Origin of the sequence: Undibacterium sp. WLX3042 (assembly GCF_049544825.1) — a bacterium.
In the GTDB taxonomy this organism is placed as follows: Bacteria; Pseudomonadota; Gammaproteobacteria; order Burkholderiales; family Burkholderiaceae_D; genus Undibacterium.
The window spans coordinates 324,477-350,581 of sequence record NZ_CP186698.1 but is presented as its reverse complement, the minus strand read 5'-3'; the positions used below and the strand labels follow the sequence as shown (position 1 = coordinate 350,581).

Sequence of the window (26,105 nt, the reverse complement as noted above, 5' to 3'; positions counted from 1 at the left end):
CTACCGCTTCTCCTCCCTGAGCGGGCACCGTTCGTCCCTATTCGTATCGGTGTTATTTCACCCCGGCAAAAGCCGGGGTTTTTTTATTCGCTTTCCGGCAAGGGTTCTGTCTTTGCCGGTTCAGTAGGGCGGTCCAGACCCAGCAGCCGCTGAATCGCGGCATCGGCTTCTTCTATGCCGGTGCGTTTTAAGGCAGAAAATAACTGTACGCTGTACGGAAACAATGGACCTTCATCATCCGCGTAGCTGGCGAGGATGTCTTTGGCCTGGCGCAAAGCATTCGCAGATTCAGTCTTATTTAACTTATCGGATTTAGTCAGAATACAGTGTATCGGTTTGCCAGTAGGAGCAAACCATTCGAGCATCTGAACGTCGAGATCAGTAAATGGGCGACGTGCATCCATAATCAGCACCAGCGCTGCGAGCTGTGTGCGTCGTTGTATGTAGGAACCGAGTAACTGATTCCAGTGATTTTTCGCGGCACCCGGCACTTCAGCGTAACCATAACCGGGTAAATCGACCAGCAGCGCACGGATCTCATCTACCCGGGTTTCATCTTTACGATGCATCGCGACATGCGCTCCGCCGATAGAAAAATAGTTGATATGCTGGGTGCGACCGGGAGTCTTTGATGCAAAACAAAGCTTTTTCTGGTTGCATAGGGTATTAATGGCGGTTGATTTGCCTGCATTGGAGCGACCGGCGAATGCGATTTCCGGTACATGGGTACGCGGCAGGTCACGTAAGTGATTGACCGTAGTAAAGAAGCGGGCTTGCCAGAGGATAGACATAGAGGAAAGGAAAAATTGAAAAATGCAACAGTCAGCAGTAAAAACGCCTGAAAGCTATTGTACAATAAGGGGTTCGGTAACGGGCGGTAGCAACATCGTACTGACCCCTTCTGGTTGTTTCCAGGGTTTGATCCGGGTGAATTCAGATCAGACCAGTAGCTACGTGTCGCCATCAGGGCAGATTTCTATTATTTAGTCTCAGGGTGTTTGAATGAACCGTGCTTTCTTACCATTTTTCAAGTCCATCGGCGTCGCTATTCTGGCGGTGTCCTCGATCGCTTCCGCGTATGCCAATGAACCAGCCAAGGTTGTCAAAGCAGATCCGGCCAAAGGCGAGGCGCTGTTCACTAATGGTGATCCGGCGCGCGGCATCGTTGCCTGCGCATCCTGTCATGGTGCTGGCGGCAATTCCACGATTACCGTCAATCCAAAATTATCCGCTCAGCACGATGCATACATCGTGAAACAGTTGCAGGATTTTACCGGCCCGGATCGTAACAATGCGGTCATGACGACTTTCGCTAAAGCGATGACGGCAGACGATATGAAAAACGTCGCTGCTTATTTATCGAAACAAAAATCGCAGCCAGGTTCGGCAAAAAATAAAGACATCGTTGAACTGGGTAAGCAGATTTATCGCGGCGGTATCGCTGAGAAAAACGTACCTGCCTGCGCGGGTTGCCACAGCCCTAACGGTGCAGGTATTCCAGCTCAGTTTCCGCGTATCGCTGGTCAGCATCAGGATTACACGATTGCTCAGCTGACTAACTTCCGTACAGGTGCTCGCAAAAACAGCGCGCAAATGGTCACTATCGCAAAAAAAATGTCTGATGATGAAATGAAGGCAGTTGCAGATTACGTCGCCGGATTGAAATAACAGATTACGACAAGCTAAAGACAACAGGAGGGGGTGGCGCAAAGCCATCCCCTTTTTTTTCAGGTTTTTCTCGGAGCAGTATGGAAAACAAAACAGAAGCCGGTATCGTGGATGATACGGTGGCCGACACTGGCGGCATACAGATTGCCACCCGTAAATTATGGCTGGCCGATGCGATAGAGTTACTATCGTCTATGCGTTTTGCGATCAGTTTGCTGACACTGATTTCGATTGCGTCGGTAATCGGTACCGTGCTCAAGCAGAATGAGCCTATGCCGAATTACGTTAATCAGTTCGGACCGTTCTGGTTTGAGGTCTTTGCTAAATTCAGTTTGTATTCGGTCTATTCGGCATGGTGGTTTTTGCTGATCATGGCGTTTCTGGTGTTATCGACCAGTTTGTGTCTGATCCGCAATGCGCCAAAAATGCTGAAAGACATGCGTAGCTGGCGCGATAACGTGCGCGAGCAGTCATTGCGCAATTTCGGCCATAAAGCAGAGTGGGCCTCAGTACGTCAGCGTTCACAATTGCTGGCAGATATGACGCAACATCTTGCACGTATCGGCTATCAATTCAAAGTCGTGGAAAAAGAAGGTGCGACCCTGATTGCAGCCAAACGAGGTGCGGGAAATAAATGGGGCTATATTTTTGCGCATGCCGCGATCGTGATTATTTGTATCGGCGGTATGCTGGATTCGGAGCTTCCTATCCGTTTTCAGCAATGGTTTATGGGTAAGGTGCCCTTTGATGGCAGCGGCATTATTGCCAATATTCCACAGCAGCACCGCTTGCCGCTGGCGAATCCCACTTTCCGTGGTAACACCATGATTCCTGAAGGAGCCAGCAGCAATACTGCAATTATTCCGCAGCAAACTGGCGTCCTGATTCAGGATTTACCGTTCACGATCAAGCTGAATAAATTCACGATCGATTTCTACAGCAGTGGCATGCCTAAGTTGTTTGCCAGCGATGTCGAGGTGACCGATCATGACACAGGTAAAAAATTCAACTCGACGATTAAGGTGAATCAGCCTTTGATTTACAAAGGTGTCGCGGTCTATCAATCGAGTTTTGAAGACGGTGGCAGTCGTCTGAAATTAGCCGCATTTCCTATGTCTGGGGCATCTGCCACCAGTTTTGAAGTCGCAGGCGAAGTCGGTGGGAGCACACCGCTGAATGGGCAAGGTGGTAGTGCTTACACCATAGAGTGGTCAGGATTCCGCCCATTCAATGTCGAAAATATGACGCAGAATGGTGCCGATGTACGCGCAGTCAATACCGGTAAATCGTTTAATGAAAAATTCAGCGCAGATCTCGATAAACATCTCGGCTCTGCTGCCAAGAATGCGAACAACAAGGATTTGAAAAACGTCGGCCCCAGTGTGCAATACAAATTGCGCGACAAAACCGGGCAGGCAAGAGAATTTCATAATTACATGCAGCCTGTATTGGTGGACGGTGATTACATGTTTCTTGCCGGAACCAGAGATAGTCCGGCAGATACCTTCCGTTATTTGCGCATTCCTGCCGATGATGACGATACCGTGAAGGAATGGATGCGTCTGCGCGCCGCCGTCGCTAATCCTGCATTGCGCGATGCCGCCGCGCAGCGTTATGCTGTCAGAGCCTTGCCTGCAAAAATGGATAATATGTCGCAGATGCAACTGCAATTGGCAGAGTCGGCGAAAAAAAGTCTGGGCATTTTTGCTGGCGATGGAAAACAAGCGGGTTTCGTGGCTATTTCGACATTCTTAGAACAGATTCCCGCCGCAGATCAGGGCAAGGCGGCGGATGTATTCATGAAAATTCTGAATGGCAGCCTGTGGGATCTGTGGATGCTGGCGCGTGAGAAAGACGGTTTGCCTGCGCTGGAACTGAATGAGAAACACGGTCGTTTCCTGCAATTGTCGATTGGTGCGATGTCGGACGCTTATTTCTATGGTGCGCCGGTGTATCTGCAACTCAGGGGCTTCGACGAAGTCAAAGCGTCGGTATTGCAAGTGACCCGCTCACCTGGGAAAAATATCGTTTATCTCGGCTGCTTATTTTTAGTCTTAGGCGTGTTTGCGATGTTTTATATCCGCGAACGACGGTGTTGGATCTGGCTCAAAGACGATGGGCATGGGACGAATACACTGATGGCCCTGAGTTCACAACGCAAAACTCTGGACTTTGAAAAAGAGTTCGGCGAACTGAAAGCACAGTTGGCACAGATGACCGCTAGCGGTCATCTGTAAAACCTGATCAGAACAATTTGCAGCGAATAGACTACACTGACGAACAGGATATTTTCCTGTTCTTGTTCGGGGAGAAATAATGGAAATGACACAAAATTACACGCCCTATCAAGGTTTTTTTAAGCGTCTGGGTGTGCTCGACTGGCTCTATGCCGTTGCTCTGTGCATGGCATCGCTGTTTGCGTTGAATCGTTTCGGTGCTTACATGGATGTCTATGAAAAAGGCATTTTGTTATTGGCTGCCCCGACATTTGCCTGGCTGGGATGGCATTGGAAGCCGGTACGTCCGCTGATCGTACTGCTGGCGCTGCTCAGTTTCTTCGCTATCCATTTGTACGCAGGTTCACTGGAAATGGCGAACCAGAAGTTTTTTCTCAAATATCTGCTGTCGAGCCAGTCTGCGATTCTGTGGATGAGCACGCTGTTCTTTTTATCGACTTTATTTTACTGGGGCGGTTTGATTGTCCGTTCTGATTTCGGTGCCTCGGTCGGCTCTGTGCTGTGCTGGGCGGCGGTCGTGATGGGCTTTACCGGTATGCTGGTGCGCTGGTACGAATCGTATCTGGTCGGCACTGACATCGGTCATATTCCGGTTTCAAACCTGTACGAAGTCTTCATTCTGTTTTCACTGATTACAGCATTGTTTTATCTGTACTACGAACAGGAATACAAAACCCGGCAATTAGGCGCATTTGTGTTGCTGGTGATTTCCGCAGCGGTTGGTTTTCTGCTGTGGTACACAGTCAGTCGCGATGCGGCAGAAATTCAACCACTGGTGCCCGCGCTGCAAAGCTGGTGGATGAAAATTCATGTTCCTGCAAACTTTATCGGTTACGGCACATTTGCGCTGGCAGCGATGGTGGCCATGGCGTATCTGCTGAAATCGAAAGGCTATCTGGAGGATCGCCTGCCTGCACTGGAGGTGCTCGATGATGTGATGTACAAAGCGATTGCTGTTGGTTTTGCCTTCTTCACGATCGCCACGATACTTGGTGCGCTGTGGGCGGCGGAAGCTTGGGGCGGTTACTGGTCGTGGGACCCGAAAGAAACCTGGGCGCTGATCGTCTGGCTGAATTACGCTGCATGGCTGCACATGCGCCTGATGAAGGGCTTGCGGGGGCAGGTTGCCGCCTGGTGGGCGCTGGTGGGTTTGCTCGTGACGACATTTGCTTTCCTTGGAGTGAATATGTTCCTGTCCGGCCTGCATTCCTACGGCACGCTGTAATCAGTTAAATTTTCCTCTCTCAGCAGACTTTTGCGACTCGTGAGAAACTAAGCGGCAAAACAGGGGGGGATGTATTCCTTCTGTTTTGTCTGGCGTTTCAACTCTGGAGTCTGTCATGCTGATCAAATCTCATCCCAGTGGCAAGCATTTGCCGCTTTCATCTGAAATTACCCCAAAAGAGGTGTTTGAATCGCGTCGCGATTTCATACGCCAGTTGGCCGTCGGAACGATTGCCGGTGGTAGCCTGCTGGAAATGGCCAATCGTGAAGCGTTTGCGCAAACACCGGCGGCGCAGAAACTGGCGGCGAATCTTAATCCGGCATACGCGCTGGTAGAGAAAAAGACCGCTTACAAAGACGCCACGACCTACAATAATTTCTATGAATTCGGCACCGATAAAGCAGATCCGGCCGTGATGGCTGGCAGCCTGAAAACACGGCCGTGGACAGTGGTGATTGAAGGCGAAGTCAAAAAGCCTGTCACGCTGGACCTCGATAGTTTGCTCAGGCTGGCACCGCTGGAAGAGCGCATTTATCGTCTGCGTTGCGTCGAAGGCTGGTCGATGGTGATTCCGTGGATAGGCTATTCTTTATCGCATCTGCTGAAAAAAGTAGAGCCGACAGGCAACGCCAAATACGTGGAATTCATTACGCTGGACGATAAGAAACAGATGCCGGGTTTGCGCAGCCCCGTGCTCGACTGGCCGTATATCGAAGGTCTGCGCATGGACGAAGCGATGCACCCGCTGGCGCTGCTGACATTCGGCATGTATGGCGAAATATTGCCGAATCAGAACGGTGCGCCGGTGCGCATGTCTGTCCCGTGGAAGTACGGTTTTAAATCAGCCAAATCTATCGTTAAAATCCGCCTGACCAAAGAACAGCCGCGTACTGCGTGGAATCAGTCGGCACCCAATGAATACGGTTTTTATTCGAATGTGAACCCGCAGGTTGATCATCCGCGCTGGTCGCAGGCGACCGAACGGCGCATCGGCGAAGATGGCTTATTCACCCGTAAGCGTAAGACCCTGATGTTTAATGGTTATCCTGAAGTTGCGTCGTTGTATGCGGGCATGGATCTGAAAAAATTCTTTTGATATGGCGATGTCTCAGCGACAGATGGCGGTGATCAAAACCGTCATCTTTATTCTTTGTTTGTTACCGCTGGCGAGGCTGACAGGCTTTGCCATGCTAGATCAGCTGGGAGCGAATCCCCTGGAATTCATTACCCGCAGTACCGGTGACTGGACCTTATATTTTTTATGCGTCACCCTCGCGGTGACACCCATACGTAAGATTGCTGGCTGGAGCTGGTTACTGCGCTTGCGGCGCATGCTGGGCTTGTATGCATTCTTTTACGCCAGCCTGCATTTCCTCACTTTCCTATGGTTCGATCACTTTTTTGATCTGACAGAAATGTGGGCCGACGTACTGAAACGTCCGTTTATCACAGTTGGCTTTCTCGCCTTCGTGGCATTGCTGCCGTTGGCGCTGACCAGCACGAATGGCATGATCCGACGCCTCGGCGGTAAGCGCTGGCAGCTTTTGCATCGCCTCATTTATCTGATTGTGCCTGCCGGTGTCTTGCATTATTACTGGATGAAGGCAGGCAAGCATGATTTGTCGCAGCCCCTGATGTTCGCGGTGCTGGTCAGTGTGCTGTTGCTAATGCGTGTGTGGTGGCGCTGGTCCGCCAGCCGTAACGCGCTTTCGCAGGGACGCTGAAAACGCCAGACAAATCGCTTAAAAACGCCAGGCCATACCGATACCGATTTGCCTTTCTGTGGACAGTGTTTTCTTCTGATATTTGAAGCCAATATCCAGATCCAGATTGCTCACGGGTGAATAAATGAGGCCTGCGACCAGATACGGTTGCCAGTAACCGTCATTTTTCTGATCGGCTTGTGCGATTCCGGTATCGGCAAGTAACTGCGTCTGCGGATTGATCGCACGCAATACTGCAACTGACGAGCGCCATAGTTGATCGCGTTGCTGTGCATCTGCCAGCGCCTGTCTGTGCTGACGTATATTCAGGCTGAGATTGCGGTGTATCACCCACGGCCCGATGCTTTCCGTGCGCACTAAAGTCAGCGCGAGATCATAGCGATCACTGCCGTATGTCTTGGCGCCCGTCGGGAAAAAGGCTTCGGTTTTCCAGGCCCAGTTGGTATTTTCTTGCGACGAAAACAGATATTTGCTGCCGACCGATAAGTCGCCGAGCGCGCCGGGAGACGACCAGCGTACGGGGCTGGAGAAAAACAGATCGAGCTGGTCGTTGTAGCCATAAGTGTAGGTCAGATTGCCGATCTGACTGATCCCTTTGCGCGAAGACCAGTGGTCACCATTGAATTCAATTTGCTGTTTGCCGCTGGTTTGCAGATTGGCATCTTCTGTCACCAGCGGATGTGCTGCACGAGCCACGCTCTGGGTCATCAGTGCGCAGGCAGCGAGCAGTATGGTTTTGCGTAATTTTTGCATCTCTGTTTTTTCCACGGCATAATGCCCGGCACAATTTTGAGTACATCGTACCGTTAAATTATGACAAGCTATCTGTTAAAAAAAGACCAGATGCAAACCCTGACGCAGCGCGTGGCGTTGTGGATACTGAATTGCATCGGATGGAAGGTGAATTACCGGCCCTTGCCAGATCCGAGGGGCATCATTATCGTTTACCCGCATACCTCTAACTGGGATTTTCCTATCGGTGTTCTGGGAAAGCTGGCGATCGGTATGCCATTTTATTTCATCGCAAAGTCTTCTCTGTTCGAAGGCTTTACTGGCGCGACGATAGGCCGCATTATCCGTGCTTTGGGCGGAGAGCCTGTGGAGCGTGGGGTCTCAACCGGGGCGATTTCCCGTCTGGCGGAAAAAGTGAATCAGTCCGACTGGTACTGGATGGTGATCGCACCGGAAGGCACCCGTAGCCGCAAACCATACTGGCGCAGCGGGTTTTATCACATCGCATGCTCTGCGAGGGTACCGCTGGGCTGTGCCTATTTTGATTTTCGCCGCAAAGAAATCAGTCTGGTCGATTATCTGGACTTAACCGGCGATATTGATGGCGATCTGGCGAAGATACGCGGCATTTACGATGGTGTGCAGGGTTGTCGTCCGCAACTTGCCGGTCCTATACAGTTTCGTCCCCATGACGCAGAAAAATAGGGAGTATGTGCCAAAAATGCCCGAATCTCTGTGGATATAAAGGGGGCTTTAAATATACTCCCGGGGAGTATTATTTTGCCGTAGAGAGTGTCTGGGCACCCGGTTTATTCGGTAAATACAAAGGCGCTTTTTGTCCGCAGGCGGAGAGCAGGCTGAGGAGTAACAGGGAAGAAATCAGGGTACGCATCTTGAAATGTCTGACACCGTATAAAATGGCGTTTTAAGTGTGAATCAATGCGAGGAGTGTAGCATGACTGAATCTGATTTCCTGACTCTGGCGGAATCTTGCCTGGACCAGGTGGAAGAGATGTTTGAAAAAGCGTTCGACAATGATGAGCTGGATGTCGAATGCAGCCGTACCGGCAACGTACTGACGATAGAGTTTGTGAACAATGGCTCCAAAATGATCGTCAACAGTCAGGCACCAATGCAGGAAATGTGGCTGGCAGCGCGCGCCGGTGGTTACCACTATAAATACGACGGTCAGCACTGGCGCAATACGCGCGATGGCTCGGAATTATTTTCGACCTTGTCCGCGCTCGCGCAGGAACAAGGTCGCTGAATTACTGATTTACTCTTTCGGTTCTTCAATCACCGGCGGTGTGCTCAGATCGCTGATCCCGGTTCCGGGCGGATTCTCTGCATAATAGAAATCGCCATTCACAGAAATGATGCCATTCGGAACCGGACGCTCTTCGATAGGAATATCTTTCAATGCTTTTTGCATAAAGCCTATCCAGATAGGTAAAGCCAGACCACCGCCCGTTTCACGATTGCCGAGGTTTTTCGGCTGATCAAAACCTATCCACGCAATCCCCACAATCTTCGCCTGGTAACCAGCGAACCACGCATCGAAAGAATCATTTGTCGTTCCCGTTTTACCAGCCAGATCCGGACGCTTCAGCACCATCGCTTTAGCGGCCGTGCCATAGCGCACCACGTCTTTCAACATGCTGTCGATCAGGAATGCATTGCGTTCATCGATAACGCGGTTACTTTCGTCGCCCGCTTTATCCGGTTTTGCAGTGACCAGTACATTGCCGTTGTTGTCGGTAATTTTACTGATCAGATAAGGGTTAACTTTGTAACCGCCATTCGCAAACACTGCATACGCGCCGGCCATCTGCAATGGCGTTACAGCACCAGCACCGAGGGCAAGTGTCAGGTAAGGCGGATTTTTTTCCGGGAGAAAACCAAAGCGGCTGGTGTATTCCTGCCCGTATTTCGCCCCTATCCGGTTAAGGATACGAATCGAAATCATATTTTTCGATTTCGTCAGACCCTTACGCATAGTCATCGGACCTTCGTATTTGCCGTCATAGTTTTTCGGTTCCCATGCCTGACCGCCAGTCTGACCAGCATCAAAGCTGATGGGTTCGTCATTGATAATGGTGGCCGGAGATAAACCTTTTTCCAGCGAAGCGGAGTAAATAAACGGCTTGAAACTCGAGCCCGGCTGACGCCATGCCTGCGTGACGTGATTGAATTTATTGAGGTCAAAATCAAAACCGCCAACCAGTGCTTTGATGGCGCCATCAGTCGTACTCGCTGCTACGAACGCCGACTGCACTTCGGGCATCTGCGTGATGACCCAGTTTTTTCCCTCTTGCATCACGCGGATGACGGCACCGCGTTGTATGCGTTTATTTGCCGGTGCTTTCGGCGACAAGCCCGAGGCTGCAAAGCTGAGGCCGGCTTCGTCGATACGGATTTCCTCTCCGGACGCGAGAATCGCGCGTACTGATTTTGGCGTTGCATCTAGCACCATCGCCACTTGCAAGTCATCGCTGTTTGAGTGTTCCGCAAGTGCTTTTTCAATCGCATCCTCTGCCGCTTCTTTTCCTTCCGGTATGCTGATAATCGCTTCCGGACCGCGGTAACCATGGCGCTTCTCGTACTCCATCACGCCGCGGCGTAAGGACAGATAAGCCGCATCCTGATCTGCTTTGGTGATCGTGGTATAGACGTTCAAGCCGCGCGTATAGGTATCTTCCTTGAATTGCTCATATACCAGCTGGCGCGCCATTTCTGCTACATATTCTGCGTGCACACCGAATTCGCTGCTGTCGGTTTTCGTGATCAGCTCTTCTGCCTTCGCCTGTTCATACTGATCATTGGTGATGTAGCCGAGTTGTCGCATCCGTTGCAGAATATATTGCTGACGTGCAGTTGCCCGTTTTGGATTAACGACAGGGTTGTAAGCAGAAGGTGCCTTCGGTAAGCCAGCCAGCATAGCTGCTTCGGCGATGGTGAGGTCTTTCAGGTTTTTGCCAAAATAAATCTGTGCTGCCGAGGAAAAACCGTACGCACGTTGTCCCAGATAAATCTGGTTCATATAAATTTCTAGAATCTGATCTTTACTCAGATTTTGTTCTATTTTCCAGGCTAGCAGAATTTCGTAAATTTTTCTTTTGAAGGTTTGCTCACTCGATAAAAAGAAATTACGCGCGACTTGTTGTGTGATGGTTGATGCACCCTGCTTAGCCCCGCCGGTCAGGTTGTGCAGGGCTGCACGTGTGATACCCAGATAATCAACGCCGCCATGTTCATAGAAGCGATCATCCTCGATTGCGAGCACCGCTTTTTTCATGATGTCGGGAATCTGATCAAAGCGGACGACGTTGCGCCGCTCTTCACCGAACTCGCCTATCAGCACATTGTCGGCAGAAAAAATGCGCAAGGGCATTTTCGGTTTGTAGCTGGTGATCGAATCGAGTTCAGGCAAATTCGGATAGGCCATAGTTAAGGCGAAGCCGATGATCAGTGCGCCGGCGACACCCAGACCCAACAATGTTCCTAAGGTCAAGATAACGACACGGCTGACGAGGCTGCGTCCTGCACCTGACTTATGGCTGGGTTTTTGAGATGGTTCTTTTTCGTTATCCGTCATGTGTTTACTCATTAACAATCGCGGCAGACATTATAACGGCAGTCACCAGGAGCGCTGCCGAAACCTGATTCGCGGTTTGAGCAGGGACAGGAAATGTGCACTAGCGTGGGAATTTGGCAACGGATTCTGAATATGCCCTTAGGAAAGTTCTTTACCAATACTGCCTATGTTGCTAGGATTTCACGTAGGCTTGCATAAGTGTCTCCTAAATAGCGGTTTTTAAAGAGATTTTTCGGTTTCCGTTGTTGGGTTTGTTTCAATTTGTAAAAAACGAACACTGAAGTGTTTAAAAAAAGAACACTGTCGTGTTTCAAAATTCGGATGTGTTCATGAGGGGGTATTCTTGGCTTTAGATCTTGCTTCACTGCTCGGCAGAAAAAATCCGCCTCTTATCGGGTTAGATATCAGCTCGTTTGATATCAAACTGGTCGAGCTTTCTGAGGGTAGCGACAAAGAATACCGGCTGGAACGTTATGCTTCCGAGCCTTTGCCCAAGGGTGCGATTCTGGATGGGAATATAGAAAATATCGAGCAGGTATCTGACACCATCCGGAAATTACTCAAGAAAAGTGGCTCCAGCTCCAAGAATGTTGCGGTTGCTATGCCTGCAGCAGCGGTTATCACGAAGAAAATATTTTTACCTGCAACCTTGAGTGATCAGGCCCTGGAAGTGCAGGTTGAATCCGAAGCAAGCCAGTACATCCCGTTTTCCATGGATGAAGTCAGTCTCGATTTTTGTGTAATCGGGCCTGCTGCGAACCAGGAAGACGTCGAAGTGATGCTGGCTGCGTCGCGTAAAGAAAAAATTGAAGATAGGGTTGCTGTGGTTCAGGCCACAGGCTTGCAGGCAAAAGTCATGGACATAGAGTCGTATGCGGCTCGCGCTGCGATGCAGCGCCTGATCGAAAAGCAAGCCAATGAAGGGCGTGATCAGGTGTTTGCTATTTTCCAGATCGGTACCAAAAGAACCTATATCTACATCATGTTCAATGGTGAAGTGGTTTATGAACGTGAGCAACAATTTGGCGGTGGTCAGCTGACTCAGGATATCGTCAGAAATTACGGTCTGTCCCAGGAAGAGGCGGAAACTAAAAAGAAAAATGGTGATCTTCCGGATAGTTATGAGATGGAATTGCTAGAGCCGTTCTTAGAGAATGCTGCACTGGAGGTAACTCGTGCAATTCAGTTTTTCTTTACGTCCACTCCCTATACAAGAGTTGATCAGATCTTCCTGACGGGTGGTTGCGCCGTTGTCGCGGGACTTGTTGATATCGTCGCTGAGCGTACGAAAATTTCGACCGCGGTTATCAGTCCGTTTAAGGGGATGGAATTGGCTTCAGGAGTAAATGAAAAGGCGTTGCGCAGTGAAGCACCTGCTTATACCGTTGCTTGCGGTCTCGCGCTGCGGAGATTCGACTAATGATAAAAATTAATCTTCTTCCTCATCGGGAGGAAAAGCGTAAACAGAAGGTGAAAGATTTTTATTCCCTGCTGCTGTTGGCGGCCATTATCGGTGCGTTAATCGTGGTGGTGGTCGGTGTATTCAACGCGCGTGAACTTGCGATACAGACAGACAGAGCGAATTTCATTAAAAGTGAAAATGCAAAGCTGGATGAAAAAATCAAAGAGATTGCTACTTTGAAGCAGGAAATTGACTCGTTGAAAGCGCGTCAGCAGGCGGTAGAAGATTTGCAGAGTGACCGGAATCAGCCTGTATTTTTGCTCAGTGAGCTGGTTATTCATACACCAGAAGGTGTTTATTTACGTGCTTTAAAGCAGGATGGGCAGCGCGTGACACTCAATGGTTATGCTCAATCCCAGGAACGTGTTGCTGAATTCATCCGCAATCTGAGCAACAACTCTGAATGGATGTACAAGCCAGAACTGATCGATATCCACACAACGGGAATCGGGCAAGGCCGGGATGCAAAAAAAGTGTCAGACTTTACTGTGAACGTTGGCATTAAACGTCCGCGCGAAAAAGAAGAGTCGGCGTCCGGTGTTGCAGCAAATGCGGTAAAAGCTCCGCGTGCTCCAAGTCCTGCTCGATAATGTAAAAAGGGAAGGTCAGGAATGGCAATAAATGCAAAAGAGTTTTTTGACGGAATCAGCGAGCAATTCCGTGATCTGAATGGATTACATCCTGGTTTGTGGCCTATCGCACCAAGAATTGCTATCGCTTTTGCTGTGACAGTAGTAGTGCTGGGGCTTGGCTGGTTTTTTTACTGGGATGGACAAACAGAAGAAATTAATCAGAAAATCCAGGAAGAGGTCAAACTCAAACAGGACTACCGCGACAAAATGCAGCAAGCGATTAATCTTGATGCGTTGAAAGATCAACGCGGGCTGGTGCTGCAATACGTCGCCACGATGGAAAAACAATTGCCTAGCAAGGCTGAAATGTATGCTTTGTTGTCGGACATTAATCAGGCGGGCACAGGCCGAGGGTTGCAATTCGATTCGTTTAAGCCTGGCATCGTGGTCGTCAAGGATTACTATGCTGAATTACCGATCGATATCAAACTTGCCGGTAGCTATCATGATTTAGGCGAATTTGTTGCTGACATTGCAAAATTACCTAGGATCGTCACTTTGAATAACCTGGCGCTGACCAGTAATAAAGATGGTGGCTTAACTTTGGATGTCGTGGCTAAAACATTCCGATATCTGGATAAGGATGAAGTTTTGGCTCAGGCTAATCTGAAAAAAGCCGCAAAGGCAAAGAAATGATGTTGAGATATTTCAAAATACTGATTCTGTTGTTGCCTGCATTTTCTCTTGCCGGTTGTGGCGATAATGGTGTATCGGAACTGACCGAGTGGATGAACTCGGTGAAAAAAGAGACTAAGTTATCGATTCCCAAGCTGAGTCCACCTAAAGTCTATGTTCCTGTTGCTTATTCGGGTGCAGCAGATATTGATCCCTTTAATCCTGCGAAACTTCTTGTTGTTCTGGCCAGGATGAAAGATTCGGGGAATGGCTTGAAACCGGATATGGACAGGCGTAAAGAGGCTTTGGAAGCGTTTCCGCTGGATTTGTTAAAAATGGTTGGTGTGATTGAAAAAGCCGGAGTCAAGCAAGCCCTGGTGCAAGCAGATAAAACGGTTTATCAGGCGAAAGTAGGCGGTTACATTGGGCAGAATTTTGGACTGATGACGCGAATTACTGATTCTGAGATCGAGATCAAAGAAACCATTCAAGACGCATCTGGGGAATGGGTTGAACGTAACGTTAAGCTTGAGTTGCAGGAGAGTAAGAAATGAACGCGTTGATAAATATAAGTAAAAGGGGCGCCATGTTTTTTAAAGCCTGTATTTTCATGCTATTGGGCGTTTGTCAGTTCGCGTTGGCGCAGTCGAATAGTATTGAGTCGGTGATTGCCAACCAACAAGGTTCAAATATCGTCGTAAAGGTTGGGTTGAAAAATCCGGTTACTAAATTGCCTGCAGGATTTTCTATTGCAAACCCTGCCCGTATTGCGCTCGATTTTGCTGATGTATCGAATGCAACTGGTAAAACAAATGTAGATGTGAATATCGGCGATTTGCGTACAGTGACCATAGTGGAAGCTTCAGGCCGGTCGCGGATGATATTTAATCTGAATAAGCCACTGAACTATGCAACAGTGATTGAAGGTAAGTATCTGATTGTGACGATTGACGGTTCAGGTGGCGTCGCAACCGCTGTTAATTCCCAAGGGCTTCCTGTAAGTACTGAAGCTCCGGTAGTCACAAAGCCAATGATACGTGATATCGATTTCCGCCGCGGTGTTGCTGGTGATGGCCGGATTGTTGTTGACCTGCCGTTGAATCAGATTGCTGTCGACGTACGTCAACAAGGGCAGAAAATTCTGGTGACGTTCCAGAAAGTGGGCTTGCCTGAAGTTTTACGCAAGCGTTTAGATGTTGCGGATTTTGGTTCTCCCGTACAGATCATTACGACAACGCCGGTTGGTGATAACGTGCAGATGGTGGTCGAACCTAAGGGACTGTGGGAACAAAGTTCATATCAAAGTGATACCCAGTTTGTCCTTGAAGTGAAGCCAATCAAAGAAGATCCGAATAAGCTGACACAGGGTACACAAGGTTACAGAGGCGAACGCTTGTCATTTAATTTCCAGAACATTGAGGTCAGGGCTATTCTGCAAATTATTGCAGAGGTCAGTGGTCTGAACGTTATTGCCAGTGACACTGTGACGGGTACGATTACCTTGCGTCTGAAAGATGTTCCATGGGATCAGGCTCTGGACAATATTATGCAAATCAAGGGCCTTGATATGCGCAAGAACGGTAATGTGATCTGGATTGCGCCGAAAGATGAATTACTGACGAAAGAAAAACTCGAGCTGGAGCAAAAAGCTCAGATTGCGGAGCTGGAGCCACTGAAGACAGAATCATTCCAGTTAAATTACCAAAAAGCCGAAGCATTTAAGCAGGTCTTTGGTATGGATGGTGCGTCAACCAACCGTATTTTGTCTAAGCGTGGAAGTGCGGTAATTGAGCCTCGTACTAATCAGATATTTATTACTGATATTCCTTCGAAACTTGAGGAAGTGCGGAAGTTAGTTCAAAAAACGGACATCGCGTCTAAGCAAGTTTTGATTGAAGCTAGGATCGTCGAGGCAGATGATAAATTCAGTAAAAATCTTGGTGCAAAATTAGGTTTCACGGATTTACGCGGCTTGCGCGGTGGTGATACCGGATACTCCGTCAGTGGAAATCAACGAGTTGCTTTGACCGGTAACTATCTGGGTGTCGGTGAGCAGACTGGTCAGGCCAAGATTACAGATCAGAGTTTCGTTCCGAACTCACAGTTCGTTAGCCTGCCAGCTGCAGGTATTAATGGATCAACTCCTGGAAGTCTGGCGATCAGTTTGTTCTCTGCTGCAGCAAATCGCTTCCTGAATCTGGAGTTGTCTGCGCTCGAAGCAGATGGCAAAGGTAAGATTATTTCCAGTCCAAGGGTGGTTACAGCGGATCAGTTAAAGGCATTAATTGAACAAGGTACGGAGCTGCCATATCTGGTGGCAACATCGAGCGGTGCGACGTCGATTTTCTTCCGCAAAGCAACGTTACGCCTGGAAGTCACGCCACAGATCACGCCGGATGGAAATGTCATACTTGACGTTGAAGTGCATAAAGACAGCGTGGGTCAGGAAACACGTATGGGTTATGCGATTGATACCAAAGAAGTGAAAACGATGGTCTTGGTTGAAAATGGCGGTACAGTTGTATTGGGCGGGATTTTCCAGCAGACTGAACGTGATAACATCACCAAAATACCATTTTTTGGTGACCTTCCGCTGTTCGGTAACTTGTTTAAAAATACCGGCCGCACAAATGACAAAACTGAATTGTTAATTTTCATTACGCCTAAAATCGTAACTGATAAGTTTAGTGTGAAGTGACACTGGACTCAGACTAACGAGCAGATTTGATAATTTTTAGCTTAACTACAGGTGTTACATGAAGAAGTTTTTTCGGATAGTTTCTGGACTATTTTTGCTGGCAATTTTATCCGCGTGCGGTGGCGGCGGTGGTTCTTCTGGTTCCAGCATGAACGGTGCTCCGCTATTTACGACCGCTTCAGATAAGGTTCAGATGCTCTACGGAGAAACGAAAACCTTTACTATTGGTGGCGGTGTTCCTTCTTATTCCGCCTCTAGTAACTCTGGCGCAATCTCCGCATCGGTTGCTGGCACGAAGCTGACCATTATTGCAACGTCAACCGGCAGTGGCACTGTTACCGTGGTTGACAATGTCGGCACCAAGGTATCAATCGACGTGACAGTAGGAACGGGGGCGACTTTTAACACGAGTGCTCCATCGGCAGTCACAGTAGGCGTTGGTACTGTTTCTCCTAAATACTTCATTAACGGCGGAACAGGCGTCTATTTCGTTACCAGCAGCGATACTTCTATCGTTAATGTCGGTATCTCCGGAAGTGTTTTTGTGATCGGAGGTGTCAGTCCAGGTAAAGCAACGGTCATCGTTAAAGACACCGCGGGCGCATCGGTGAATGTTGACGTGACCGTGGTAGCCGGTACACTCGCTTTGTTCACTACCGCACCGTCAGCAATTACAGTCCCATCTGGGAAAACAGTCTCTTATTCAATTTCCGGCGGTACGGCGCCATATTCTATTGTTAGCAATAACGTAGGTGCTGCTGAGGTGACATTAAAACAAAACGGTACCGATTTTGATGTCAAGGCAGTAGCGGCGGGAACGGCCAATGTTGTGGTGACTGATGCTGCCCGTAATTCAGTGACTATCGTCGTAACAGTAACTAGTGCTGCACCAGGAACACTGGCGGTATTGCCTGCAGGTGCCTCCGGCAGTGTTGGCGACACACTGAAATTCAATGTTGTTGGTGGGGTGTTACCTTACAAAGTGACCAACACGAACGACAGTATCGCTAAAGTATTTCCATCAGCAGATGGTGCGTCGTTTAGCGCGGTACTGAGTAATGTGGGGAAATCCGATGTGACTGTCATTGATGCTTTGGGAACAACGACCACAATTACAGTTACTGCTACCGGTGATGCTGCCACATTGCGTTTGGCTCCAAACGATTTTGAGGTGAGTGAGCAGTCTTCTGACTCATATCAATTAAAGGTCTATGGTGGTGCTCCTCCATACGTACAATACTGGTCAAGTGATCCATTATTTGGTGCGGTGTCATTGTCCGGTAATACTTTTACAATCGGTGCAGTTGCTAGTCGTCGATGCGTTACTCCGCCGGCAGCTCTAGGTGTGTACACAGTGACATTGACCGTCGTTGACAGTTTAGGTGCATCGGCAACCAGTAAAATGAACGTCAGAGATACTTTGGACGCTACTTGTAAATAATGGAAATTAAAGCAAGACAGTGTCGAATAATATTTTTCTAGTTGGATTGATGGGCTCCGGCAAAACCACGGTTGGCCGGGCTCTGGCAAAGAAGCTTAATAAACGTTTCATAGATTCAGACCACGAAATCGAGGCGCGTACAGGCGTCTCGATTCCTGTTATCTTTGAAATTGAAGGTGAGGCCAGTTTTCGTCAGCGCGAAGCTGAAGTGATACGGGACCTGACTGCTCAAGACGGTATCGTGCTGGCGACGGGTGGTGGTGCTATTCTGAACAGTGATAGCCGACGCTACCTGAGTGAGCGTGGTACCGTTATTTATTTACACGCGAGTGTGAATAGTATCCTCCAGCGTACCCGTAACGATAAAAACCGGCCCTTGCTTCGTACCGCAGATCCGCGTAAAAAACTCGAAGAGCTTGAGTCTCAACGCCACCCGCTGTACCAGGAAATAGCTGATTTAGTGATCGAAACCGGACGTCCGAATGTCCAGTATCTGGTCCAGAATATTCTGGACAAGTTGCCTGATTCCAGTGGCAACGGCCTAATTTCTCCGAAACATCCCAGTATGCACAAAACAGAAGCCGGATTTCATGCATTGAATGTCGAATTAGGCGACAGGTCTTACCCCATCACTATTGGTGCTGGCGTATTAAATGACGCGTCTGTATTGTCAGATCGCATCAAAGGTAAAAACGTCGTCATTGTCACTAACACTGTGGTCGCGCCCTTGTATTTGTCCGCGCTCGAAAAAGAACTGTGCAATCTTGGCAAGAAATGCAGTGCCGTCGTTCTGCCTGATGGTGAGGAGCACAAACACTGGGGCAGCCTGATGAAGATTTTCGATCATTTGCTGGAACAAAAGTGTGATCGTAAAATTACCTTGATTGCACTCGGAGGTGGGGTGATCGGAGATATGACCGGGTTTGCTGCTGCCAGTTACATGCGAGGTGTTCCTTTCGTTCAGATTCCAACGACCTTATTATCTCAGGTCGATTCTTCGGTCGGTGGCAAGACAGGCATTAATCATCCGCTCGGCAAGAACATGATAGGAGCATTTTATCAGCCACAGGCCGTCATTGCCGATACGTCGACGTTGAATACTCTGCCGGATAATGAGTTGTCCGCAGGTCTGGCGGAAGTCATCAAACATGGCGCGATTATTGACCTCGCGTTCTTTGAGTGGCTGGAAGCGAACATGGCAAAGTTGCGTGCGAGAGAGGCACAAGCATTGGCGTATGCCGTTGTCCGTTCATGCGAAATCAAAGCAGATGTTGTCAGACAGGACGAGCGGGAAGGCGGTTTGCGTGCGATTTTAAATTTCGGACACACCTTCGGACACGCGATTGAATCTGGTCTGGGATATGGAAAATGGTTGCACGGCGAAGCTGTTGGTTGTGGCATGGTCATGGCAGCAGAGTTGTCTTGCCGCCTGGGCTATATTGATTTCGTGACCAAAACCAGAATTAAAAAATTAATTGAAGCTGCCGGTTTACCTGTCATTGCGCCTGACCTTGGTGAGCAGCGCTGGTTAGAACTGATGGACGTCGATAAAAAAAATGAAGGTGGCAAAATCAAGTTCATTTTATTAAAGCCTTTGGGACATTCCGTCATTACCAGTGTACCGGAAGACACACTATTACAAACCTTACGTCACTGTATTCTTGATCATAAATGAATTTTACTGACGATCATTTAGCACCTTACGCCGCCCAATCAGCAACATCACGAGGGCGGCTTTTTATTGAGCCATCATCCGCCTCGCGCACTGAGTTTCAGCGAGACCGTGATCGCATCATCCATTGTTCGGCATTCCGGCGACTGGAGTATAAAACCCAGGTGTTTGTAAATCACGAAGGGGATTTATTCCGGACGCGGCTGACGCACAGCCTGGAAGTTGCACAAATTGGTCGCTCGATTGCGCGCAACCTGAGGCTTAACGAAGATCTTGTAGAAGCGATTGCACTCGCGCACGATCTCGGCCATACACCTTTCGGTCATGCGGGGCAGGATGCCTTGAATGCCTGTATGCAGCCATATGGAGGTTTCGAGCATAACTTGCAAAGTCTGCGCATCGTAGATCAACTTGAGGAACGATATGCGGGCTTTGACGGATTGAACTTATGCTTTGAAACTCGCGAAGGTATTCTCAAACATTGTTCGATGACTAACGCTGCTGCGCTCGGTGAACTCGGACAGCGGTTTATCAATAAAACCCAGCCCGGCCTTGAAGCGCAACTGACAAATCTGGCAGATGAGATTGCCTATAACAATCATGACATTGATGACGGACTACGCTCCGGTCTGCTGACCGAGGCGCAGATGATGGAAGTCGATTTTTTTGCCCGGCACCGTGCCGAGGTTAGTGCTGTATATCCGGGTGTGCAGGGCCGCAGAGCTATTTCAGAAACGATACGCCGCATGATCAATACTCTGATCACAGATCTGATCGAAACCTCTGCCGCACGTATCCGTGATTGCGCACCGAAGTCTGTTGACGATGTCAGAAACAGCGGCAAACTGATTGCCTTTTCTGATACCAGATTTGAAGAAGCCAAGCTGCTTAAACAATTCTTACATCACCAGTTGTACCGCCATTACCAGGTTAACCGCATGACATCGAAGGCGCGCAGAATTATTAAGGAATTATTCGATGCGATGATGGCCGAGCCCAATCTGCTGCCGCCGGATTACCAGGTAACGCGACATCCTCAGAATCACGATAACGCTGATCTGCAGGCACGGAAAATAGCCGATTACATCGCCGGCATGACTGATCGTTATGCAATACGTGAACACAAGCGCTTATTTTCCATGCAGGAAATTTAATCTGCTGCATCAAATTTATTCAGGAGTTCCTTATGTTTACTGATCATTCTTTATCTAAAAGACGCTTTCTGCTGGCTGTTTCGCTGACCGCGATAGCAACGTCCGTCCATGCGATTTCTTTCAGTGATTTAAGTAATAAAGACGCCAGCACTGGCTTAAAAGCGGCGCTGGACAAGGGCAGTGTCGCCGCGGTAGCCAAACTTGGCGTGGAAAACGGTTTTTTGAATAACGATAAGGTCAGAATACCGCTGCCATCGGTGCTCGAAAAAGTACGGCCAATATTGAAAATGACCGGAAAGTCGCAGCAGCTCGATGAACTGGTGTTGTCAATGAACCGTGCTGCGGAATCAGCCGTGCCTTTAGCGAAGCCTTTGTTAATCAACGCGGTTAAATCAATGACACTGACTGACGCAAAAAATATTCTGACTGGTGGCGAGACATCGGTCACCGATTTTTTCAAAGAGAAAACAGCGGCACCGTTATCGGTCAAATTTTTGTCTTTGGTGAAGAATGTGACGGATAAGGCAGGCTTATCTTCTAAGTACAACAATATGATGGGGCAAGCGCAGAAATTCGGAGTTGTACCCGCTCAGGAGGCGACAGTGGAGGGCTATGTGACACAGAAAGCACTGGACGGTCTGTACCTCATGATTGCAGAAGAAGAAAAAGCGATACGTAAAGATCCGTTTGGTTCTGGCAGCAAAGCCATCAGCCAGGTTTTCAGCTTGCTGAAATAAGCGGCCATACTGCAGCTGTTGACTGTCGCTTTTTATGCTCTTGACTTAAGTCAAGAATGACCAGAATTGGTGAAATAAATTTCACTTTTGGATGAAATGGATTTCACAAGAAATTGTTTTCTTCCAGGAAACTCAGAAAATACGCGCCCTTCAACATCATGATAAGTGACAGGCGAGCACATAACGCTTACTTGCGTAGTTTTACTTAAGTAGCTTTTGTTGCAATGCAAAAAGAATTTTCTGGTAATTTGTATGCGTAGTACATCGAAAAGCAAATATTCAATTTCATACAAATAATCTGGAGACTGACAATGTCATACAAAATGAAAGCTGTTATTGCATCTGCACTGGTAAGCTGGTCCGTGGCAGGTATTGCCGCAGAACCGATCAAGATCGGCGTTTCCGGTCCTTTGACTGGCGGTTCAGCGCCTATGGGCGTTTCGATGCGCGATGGCGTCAAAATTGCTGTTGCCGAAATCAATGCAAAAGGTGGTGTGCTTGGTCGTCAGTTCCAACTGGTGGAACGTGATGACGAAGCAAAAAATGAGCGTGGTGTGCAAGTTGCTCAAGAGCTGATCAATAAAGAAAAAGTAGTTGCAACGGTCGGCTATGCAAACACCGGCGTGGCTCTGGCCTCACAACGCTTCTATCAGGAAGCAAAAATTCCGGTCATGAATAACATTGCAACTGGTACTGCGATCACCAAGCAGTTTGTTGCGCCGGAACATAAAGATAATTACATCTTCCGTATTGCTGCCAGCGATACGATTCAGTCTGCGATGATCGTGGAAGACGCGATCGGCAAGCATAAATTCACGAAAGTAGCGATTCTCGCTGACTCCACTAATTACGGCCAGTTGGGTCGTGAGGATCTCGAAAAAGCGCTGGCAGCGAAAGGCATCAAGCCAGTCGCCATTGAAAAATTCAACATCAAAGATGTGGATATGACTGCGCAATTGCTGAAAGCCAAGCAAGGCGGCGCACAAGCGATTCTGACTTACGGTATCGGTCCTGAATTGGCGCAGATCGCGAATGGTATGGAAAAGCTGGGCTGGAAAGTGCCGATGATCGGCAGCTGGACATTATCGATGGGTAACTTCCTCGATAACGCCGGCAAAAATGGCGACGGCGCACGTATGCCACAAACCTTCATTCAAGACGGCACAACGCCTAAGCGTAAGTCTTTCATCGATGCCTATCAAAAGGCGTACAAAGTTGAACGTATTCCTTCACCAGTTTCTGCTGCACAAGGATACGACTCCATCTATTTACTCGCCGCAGCGATCAAACAAGCCGGCACTACGGATGGCGTCAAAGTTCGTGAAGCGCTCGAAAATCTGAGTGAAAAAGTGGATGGTGTCGTCACTACCTACAACAAACCATTTACCCACGACGATCACGAAGCAATCAAACCAGGTATTCCAGTGATGGGTGAAGCCAAAGGCGGCCATATCGTCCTGGCGAAATAATCCCTGTTTTTTTAGCTGTCATCAGAGTCAGATATTTCCCCTCCGTGTAAAGATCTGACTCGTTTCTCAGTACTGCATCTCAAGATCATATCGCTTGCATCGACTAGCCTTGCTATGTCTGTGCGTCGTTATGCACGTCTTGGGCTGTGCTCTCCATTAGGTAAATGAAAATGGAAATTTTATTACAGTTAGTGTTCAGTGGTATCGCACTCGGCATGATCTACGCGGTCATCGCATTTGGATATCAGCTGACCTTCGCCACTTCCGGTACGCTGAATTTCGGTCAGGGTGAATCATTGATGCTGGGTGCGCTGGTCGGCCTGAGCGTCGTCGGCAATATTCATGGTGGCCCTTACATAAATTACTGGCTGATGATACCTATCGTCATCGTCTTCGGTGCCCTGCAAGGGATGTTCGTTGAATGGATAGGTGTCCGTCCGGCGATCAAAATTAAATCCGAGTTCGGCTGGATCATGTCGACGATAGCGCTCGCGATTATTTTTAAAAACGTCGCAGAAAATATCTGGGGTAAAGACGACCTGACTTTCCCATCGCCATTGTCCGCCGCGCCGTTTCAAATTTTTGGCGCGAACGTGCAGGCGATGCAAATCGTCGTCGTCATCGGCGCGCTGGCAATTATGCTGGCGGTGGAATTATTCAACCGCAAATCGATTTACGGAAAAGCCGTGGTGGCGACGTCCAATGACCGCGATGCAGCTGGTCTGATGGGGATTAACACCAGCCTCGTGATTACCTTCTCATATGCCTTATCTTCTGCCACGGCAGCATTTGCGGGCGTGCTGGTTGCACCGCTGACGCTGACCGGCGCGACGATGGGTTCCGCACTGGGTCTGAAGGCGTTTGCGGTAGCGATTATCGGTGGTCTGACTTCCGGTGTCGGCGCGATTGTCGGGGGATTGATTTTAGGTGTGGCCGAAACGCTCACGGGCTTTTATATCTCGACTGGCTACAAAGAAGTACCTGGTCTGGTCTTGTTGTTGCTGGTACTGGCACTCAAGCCCGCTGGTCTGTTCGGCAAAGCAGCGATCAAAAAGGTATAAGGAATAAAAATGAACAAGAAAACCTTAGCTTTTTCCATACTCGGCATTATTGCCCTGATACTGTTTCCGACCGTTGTACATAACCCGTATTACATACACCTGGCTGAAACGATATTAATTTACGCGATTCTGTTGTTCGGTCTGGACATCGTCGTCGGTTACACTGGTCAGGTGTCCTTAGGACATGCTGGTCTGTTCGGTATAGGTTCGTACACAACAGGTGTGCTGTACTTCAAACTCGGTCTGCCTATTCTGGTCGCTTTGCCTGCCAGTATCGGTGTGACTGCCATTTTTGGTGCCCTGCTGGCCCTGCCTGCATTGCGCGTCACCGGTCCTTATCTGGCGATGGTGACACTGGCATTTGGTACTATCATTCAGATTCTGATCAACGAAATGACATTCCTGACCGAAGGCCCGATGGGTCTCAAAGTTGCGAAGCCAATTCTGTTCGGTCAGAAGCTCGGAGAGGTCGGCTATTTTTATCTGGTCGCCGCCATGATGGTATTAGCGCTGATCGTAGTGCATCGTATTTTGCGTTCGCATCTCGGCCGTGCGTTTCAGGCTTTGCGTGACAGCCCGATTGCGTCTGACTGTATGGGCGTGTCGGTGTACCGTTACAAAGTGTATGCGTTCGTGATCAGTGCCGCACTGGCAGGGCTGGCGGGTAGTCTGTATGCGTATTCCGAAGAATACATTTCGCCGAATACCTACAACTTTGAACTGACGATCATGTTCTTGCTCGCAGTGATCATGGGTGGCCGTAAATCACGTATCGGCTCTTTGCTAGGTGCTTTCATTGTCGTGATGCTGCCTTCGCTGCTGGCGGATATTGAACTGTTCCGCAAGATCGCCACTGCCGCTGCAGTGATTGGACTTGCTGGCGCTGCCTTCACGATTGCGAAGGGACGTAAAACGGCGAAAGAATTACTGGTGCCGGTGGCTGCGGTGGTCGGTATGGCGATCTTCTCTTACAAGCTGGAAAATATCACTGACTGGCGTCTGACGGTATTCGGTCTGATGACGCTGTTCGTCGTGTATTACCTGCAAGATGGTATCGTAGGGTTCGTCAATTCTTTGCTCGGTAAAGGCCCACGCCATTTAATGGCAAAAGCCGGTGAGCTGAGTGGCGGTGAAGATCTGGCGATCGTCAAAGCGAACGGTGAACGTGTCGGCGTGTTGCTGAGTGCGCGTCAGTTGCTGATGCAATTCGGCGGTCTGAAAGCCTTGAATCAGGTCGATCTGCAAATCGCCAAAGGCACGGTACATGGTCTTATCGGACCGAACGGTTCCGGGAAGAGTACCATGATGAACGTGCTCACCGGTATCTATAAACCGACCGATGGTGTCGTTGAATTCAGTGGCAAAGTGATTTCCGGCACCACACCTTCAGAAATCGCGCTGGGCGGCGTGGCACGGACTTTCCAGAACGTGCAACTGTTCGGTGAAATGACGGCGACAGAAAACGTGCTGGTCGGCTTGCACAATACCTTCCGCAGCAATGTGTTTGATGTGATGATACATAGCCCGCGTTACCTGCGTGAAGAGCGCGCAGCGCGTGCACGGGCTGCAAGTATTCTTAACTTTGTCGGCCTGGCTGATCTGGCAAACGAAGAAGCGCGGAATCTGCCTTACGGCAAACAGCGCCTGCTGGAAATTGGTCGTGCACTAGGTCTGAATCCGCAGTTGCTGTTACTCGATGAACCAGCGGCAGGTCTTACCGCACCAGACATCAAAGACCTGATTGCGATCATTCGTAAAATCCGCGAGCACGATATCACCATCATATTGATTGAACATCACATGGACGTCGTGATGTCGATTTGCGATACCGTGACCGTGCTCGATTTTGGTCAGAAAATTGCTGAGGGCAAGCCTGCCGAAGTACAGGCAGACCCGAAAGTAATCGAAGCGTATCTCGGTGGCAGCGTCAGCGATGACCTGGGGTCTGCTGCCCCATCGACCGCCACCGCCTGAGGAGATCAG

General features: G+C 49.0%; 23 protein-coding genes. 19 read left to right on the top strand and 4 right to left on the bottom strand.

All coding sequences use genetic code 11. The features are described from left to right. Positions 1 to 83: 83 nt before the first annotated feature. Positions 84 to 791, bottom strand: coding sequence for a ribosome biogenesis GTP-binding protein YihA/YsxC (gene yihA, locus ACPAOP_RS01560; protein WP_423680660.1), 708 nt, complete (start codon positions 789 to 791; stop codon positions 84 to 86). A gap of 211 nt (positions 792 to 1,002) precedes the next feature. On the opposite strand from yihA, the gene ACPAOP_RS01555 reads away from it, so the two are divergent. From ACPAOP_RS01555 to ACPAOP_RS01535, 5 genes are all read left to right on the top strand, one after another. Continuing rightward, positions 1,003 to 1,668, top strand: coding sequence for a c-type cytochrome (locus ACPAOP_RS01555; RefSeq protein WP_423709066.1), 666 nt, complete (start codon positions 1,003 to 1,005; stop codon positions 1,666 to 1,668). A gap of 80 nt (positions 1,669 to 1,748) precedes the next feature. Then, positions 1,749 to 3,905: a cytochrome c biogenesis protein ResB gene (locus ACPAOP_RS01550; protein WP_423709064.1), complete on the top strand. Its 2,157-nt coding sequence runs from the start codon at positions 1,749 to 1,751 to the stop codon at positions 3,903 to 3,905. A 79-nt stretch (positions 3,906 to 3,984) separates the two neighbouring features. Next, positions 3,985 to 5,130 carry a c-type cytochrome biogenesis protein CcsB gene (ccsB, locus tag ACPAOP_RS01545; protein ID WP_423709063.1) on the top strand — a complete coding sequence of 382 codons (1,146 nt, stop codon included), beginning with the start codon at positions 3,985 to 3,987 and terminating at the stop codon, positions 5,128 to 5,130. Between the two features lie 115 nt (positions 5,131 to 5,245). Continuing rightward, on the top strand, positions 5,246 to 6,226 hold the full coding sequence (gene msrP / locus ACPAOP_RS01540) for a protein-methionine-sulfoxide reductase catalytic subunit MsrP (protein ID WP_423709062.1): 981 nt from the start codon (positions 5,246 to 5,248) through the stop codon (positions 6,224 to 6,226). 7 nt (positions 6,227 to 6,233) lie between these two features. After that, on the top strand, positions 6,234 to 6,854 hold the full coding sequence (locus tag ACPAOP_RS01535) for a sulfite oxidase heme-binding subunit YedZ (RefSeq protein ID WP_423709060.1): 621 nt from the start codon (positions 6,234 to 6,236) through the stop codon (positions 6,852 to 6,854). An 18-nt stretch (positions 6,855 to 6,872) separates the two neighbouring features. Here the strand turns inward: ACPAOP_RS01535 and ACPAOP_RS01530 are convergent, their stop codons facing one another. Then, entirely contained in the window at positions 6,873 to 7,607 is a 735-nt protein-coding gene (locus tag ACPAOP_RS01530) for a transporter (RefSeq protein WP_423709059.1), read from the bottom strand. 60 nt (positions 7,608 to 7,667) lie between these two features. Here ACPAOP_RS01530 and ACPAOP_RS01525 point away from each other — a divergent pair, with 60 nt between their 5' ends. Beyond that, the gene (locus ACPAOP_RS01525) at positions 7,668 to 8,291 is read left to right on the top strand and encodes a 1-acyl-sn-glycerol-3-phosphate acyltransferase (protein ID WP_423709057.1); all 624 of its coding nucleotides are present in this window, start codon (positions 7,668 to 7,670) and stop codon (positions 8,289 to 8,291) included. A gap of 70 nt (positions 8,292 to 8,361) precedes the next feature. On the opposite strand, the gene lptM is transcribed toward ACPAOP_RS01525, so the two are convergent. Then, on the bottom strand, positions 8,362 to 8,478 hold the full coding sequence (gene lptM, locus ACPAOP_RS01520; protein ID WP_423709056.1) for an LPS translocon maturation chaperone LptM: 117 nt from the start codon (positions 8,476 to 8,478) through the stop codon (positions 8,362 to 8,364). Positions 8,479 to 8,541: 63 nt separating this feature from the next. Here lptM and cyaY point away from each other — a divergent pair, with 63 nt between their 5' ends. Further along, complete coding sequence (gene cyaY / locus ACPAOP_RS01515; RefSeq protein ID WP_423709055.1) at positions 8,542 to 8,853, top strand: iron donor protein CyaY; 312 nt, start codon at positions 8,542 to 8,544, stop codon at positions 8,851 to 8,853. A gap of 9 nt (positions 8,854 to 8,862) precedes the next feature. On the opposite strand, the gene ACPAOP_RS01510 is transcribed toward cyaY, so the two are convergent. After that, positions 8,863 to 11,181 carry a penicillin-binding protein 1A gene (locus ACPAOP_RS01510; RefSeq protein ID WP_423709054.1) on the bottom strand — a complete coding sequence of 773 codons (2,319 nt, stop codon included), beginning with the start codon at positions 11,179 to 11,181 and terminating at the stop codon, positions 8,863 to 8,865. Between the two features lie 343 nt (positions 11,182 to 11,524). On the opposite strand from ACPAOP_RS01510, the gene ACPAOP_RS01505 reads away from it, so the two are divergent. The 12 genes from ACPAOP_RS01505 (at position 11,525) to ACPAOP_RS01450 (ending at position 26,096) form a co-directional block, all read left to right on the top strand. Continuing rightward, complete coding sequence (locus ACPAOP_RS01505) at positions 11,525 to 12,601, top strand: pilus assembly protein PilM (protein ID WP_423709053.1); 1,077 nt, start codon at positions 11,525 to 11,527, stop codon at positions 12,599 to 12,601. Positions 12,602 to 12,651: 50 nt separating this feature from the next. Continuing rightward, complete coding sequence (locus ACPAOP_RS01500; protein ID WP_423680674.1) at positions 12,652 to 13,233, top strand: PilN domain-containing protein; 582 nt, start codon at positions 12,652 to 12,654, stop codon at positions 13,231 to 13,233. A gap of 21 nt (positions 13,234 to 13,254) precedes the next feature. Next, positions 13,255 to 13,911 (top strand): type 4a pilus biogenesis protein PilO, encoded by a 657-nt coding sequence (locus ACPAOP_RS01495; RefSeq protein WP_423680676.1) that lies wholly within the window; start codon positions 13,255 to 13,257, stop codon positions 13,909 to 13,911. Between the two features lie 32 nt (positions 13,912 to 13,943). Next, positions 13,944 to 14,444 (top strand): pilus assembly protein PilP, encoded by a 501-nt coding sequence (locus ACPAOP_RS01490; protein ID WP_423709052.1) that lies wholly within the window; start codon positions 13,944 to 13,946, stop codon positions 14,442 to 14,444. Between the two features lie 32 nt (positions 14,445 to 14,476). After that, positions 14,477 to 16,588 carry a type IV pilus secretin PilQ gene (pilQ, locus tag ACPAOP_RS01485; protein WP_423709051.1) on the top strand — a complete coding sequence of 704 codons (2,112 nt, stop codon included), beginning with the start codon at positions 14,477 to 14,479 and terminating at the stop codon, positions 16,586 to 16,588. A 58-nt stretch (positions 16,589 to 16,646) separates the two neighbouring features. Beyond that, positions 16,647 to 18,029 (top strand): hypothetical protein, encoded by a 1,383-nt coding sequence (locus tag ACPAOP_RS01480; protein WP_423709050.1) that lies wholly within the window; start codon positions 16,647 to 16,649, stop codon positions 18,027 to 18,029. Positions 18,030 to 18,048: 19 nt separating this feature from the next. Beyond that, positions 18,049 to 19,704, top strand: a complete 1,656-nt coding sequence (gene aroKB / locus ACPAOP_RS01475; RefSeq protein ID WP_423709049.1) for a bifunctional shikimate kinase/3-dehydroquinate synthase AroKB — start codon at positions 18,049 to 18,051, stop codon at positions 19,702 to 19,704. Then, entirely contained in the window at positions 19,701 to 20,855 is a 1,155-nt protein-coding gene (locus ACPAOP_RS01470; protein WP_423709048.1) for a deoxyguanosinetriphosphate triphosphohydrolase, read from the top strand. The genes aroKB and ACPAOP_RS01470 overlap by 4 nt, the downstream gene beginning before the upstream one ends. A 32-nt stretch (positions 20,856 to 20,887) precedes the next feature. Continuing rightward, positions 20,888 to 21,592 (top strand): DUF4197 domain-containing protein, encoded by a 705-nt coding sequence (locus tag ACPAOP_RS01465; RefSeq protein ID WP_423709047.1) that lies wholly within the window; start codon positions 20,888 to 20,890, stop codon positions 21,590 to 21,592. Positions 21,593 to 21,903: 311 nt separating this feature from the next. Beyond that, complete coding sequence (locus ACPAOP_RS01460) at positions 21,904 to 23,061, top strand: ABC transporter substrate-binding protein (RefSeq protein ID WP_423680684.1); 1,158 nt, start codon at positions 21,904 to 21,906, stop codon at positions 23,059 to 23,061. 170 nt (positions 23,062 to 23,231) lie between these two features. Beyond that, complete coding sequence (locus ACPAOP_RS01455; RefSeq protein ID WP_423709046.1) at positions 23,232 to 24,122, top strand: branched-chain amino acid ABC transporter permease; 891 nt, start codon at positions 23,232 to 23,234, stop codon at positions 24,120 to 24,122. Positions 24,123 to 24,131: 9 nt separating this feature from the next. Beyond that, on the top strand, positions 24,132 to 26,096 hold the full coding sequence (locus ACPAOP_RS01450; protein ID WP_423709045.1) for an ABC transporter permease subunit: 1,965 nt from the start codon (positions 24,132 to 24,134) through the stop codon (positions 26,094 to 26,096). The last annotated feature ends 9 nt before the right edge of the window (positions 26,097 to 26,105 follow it).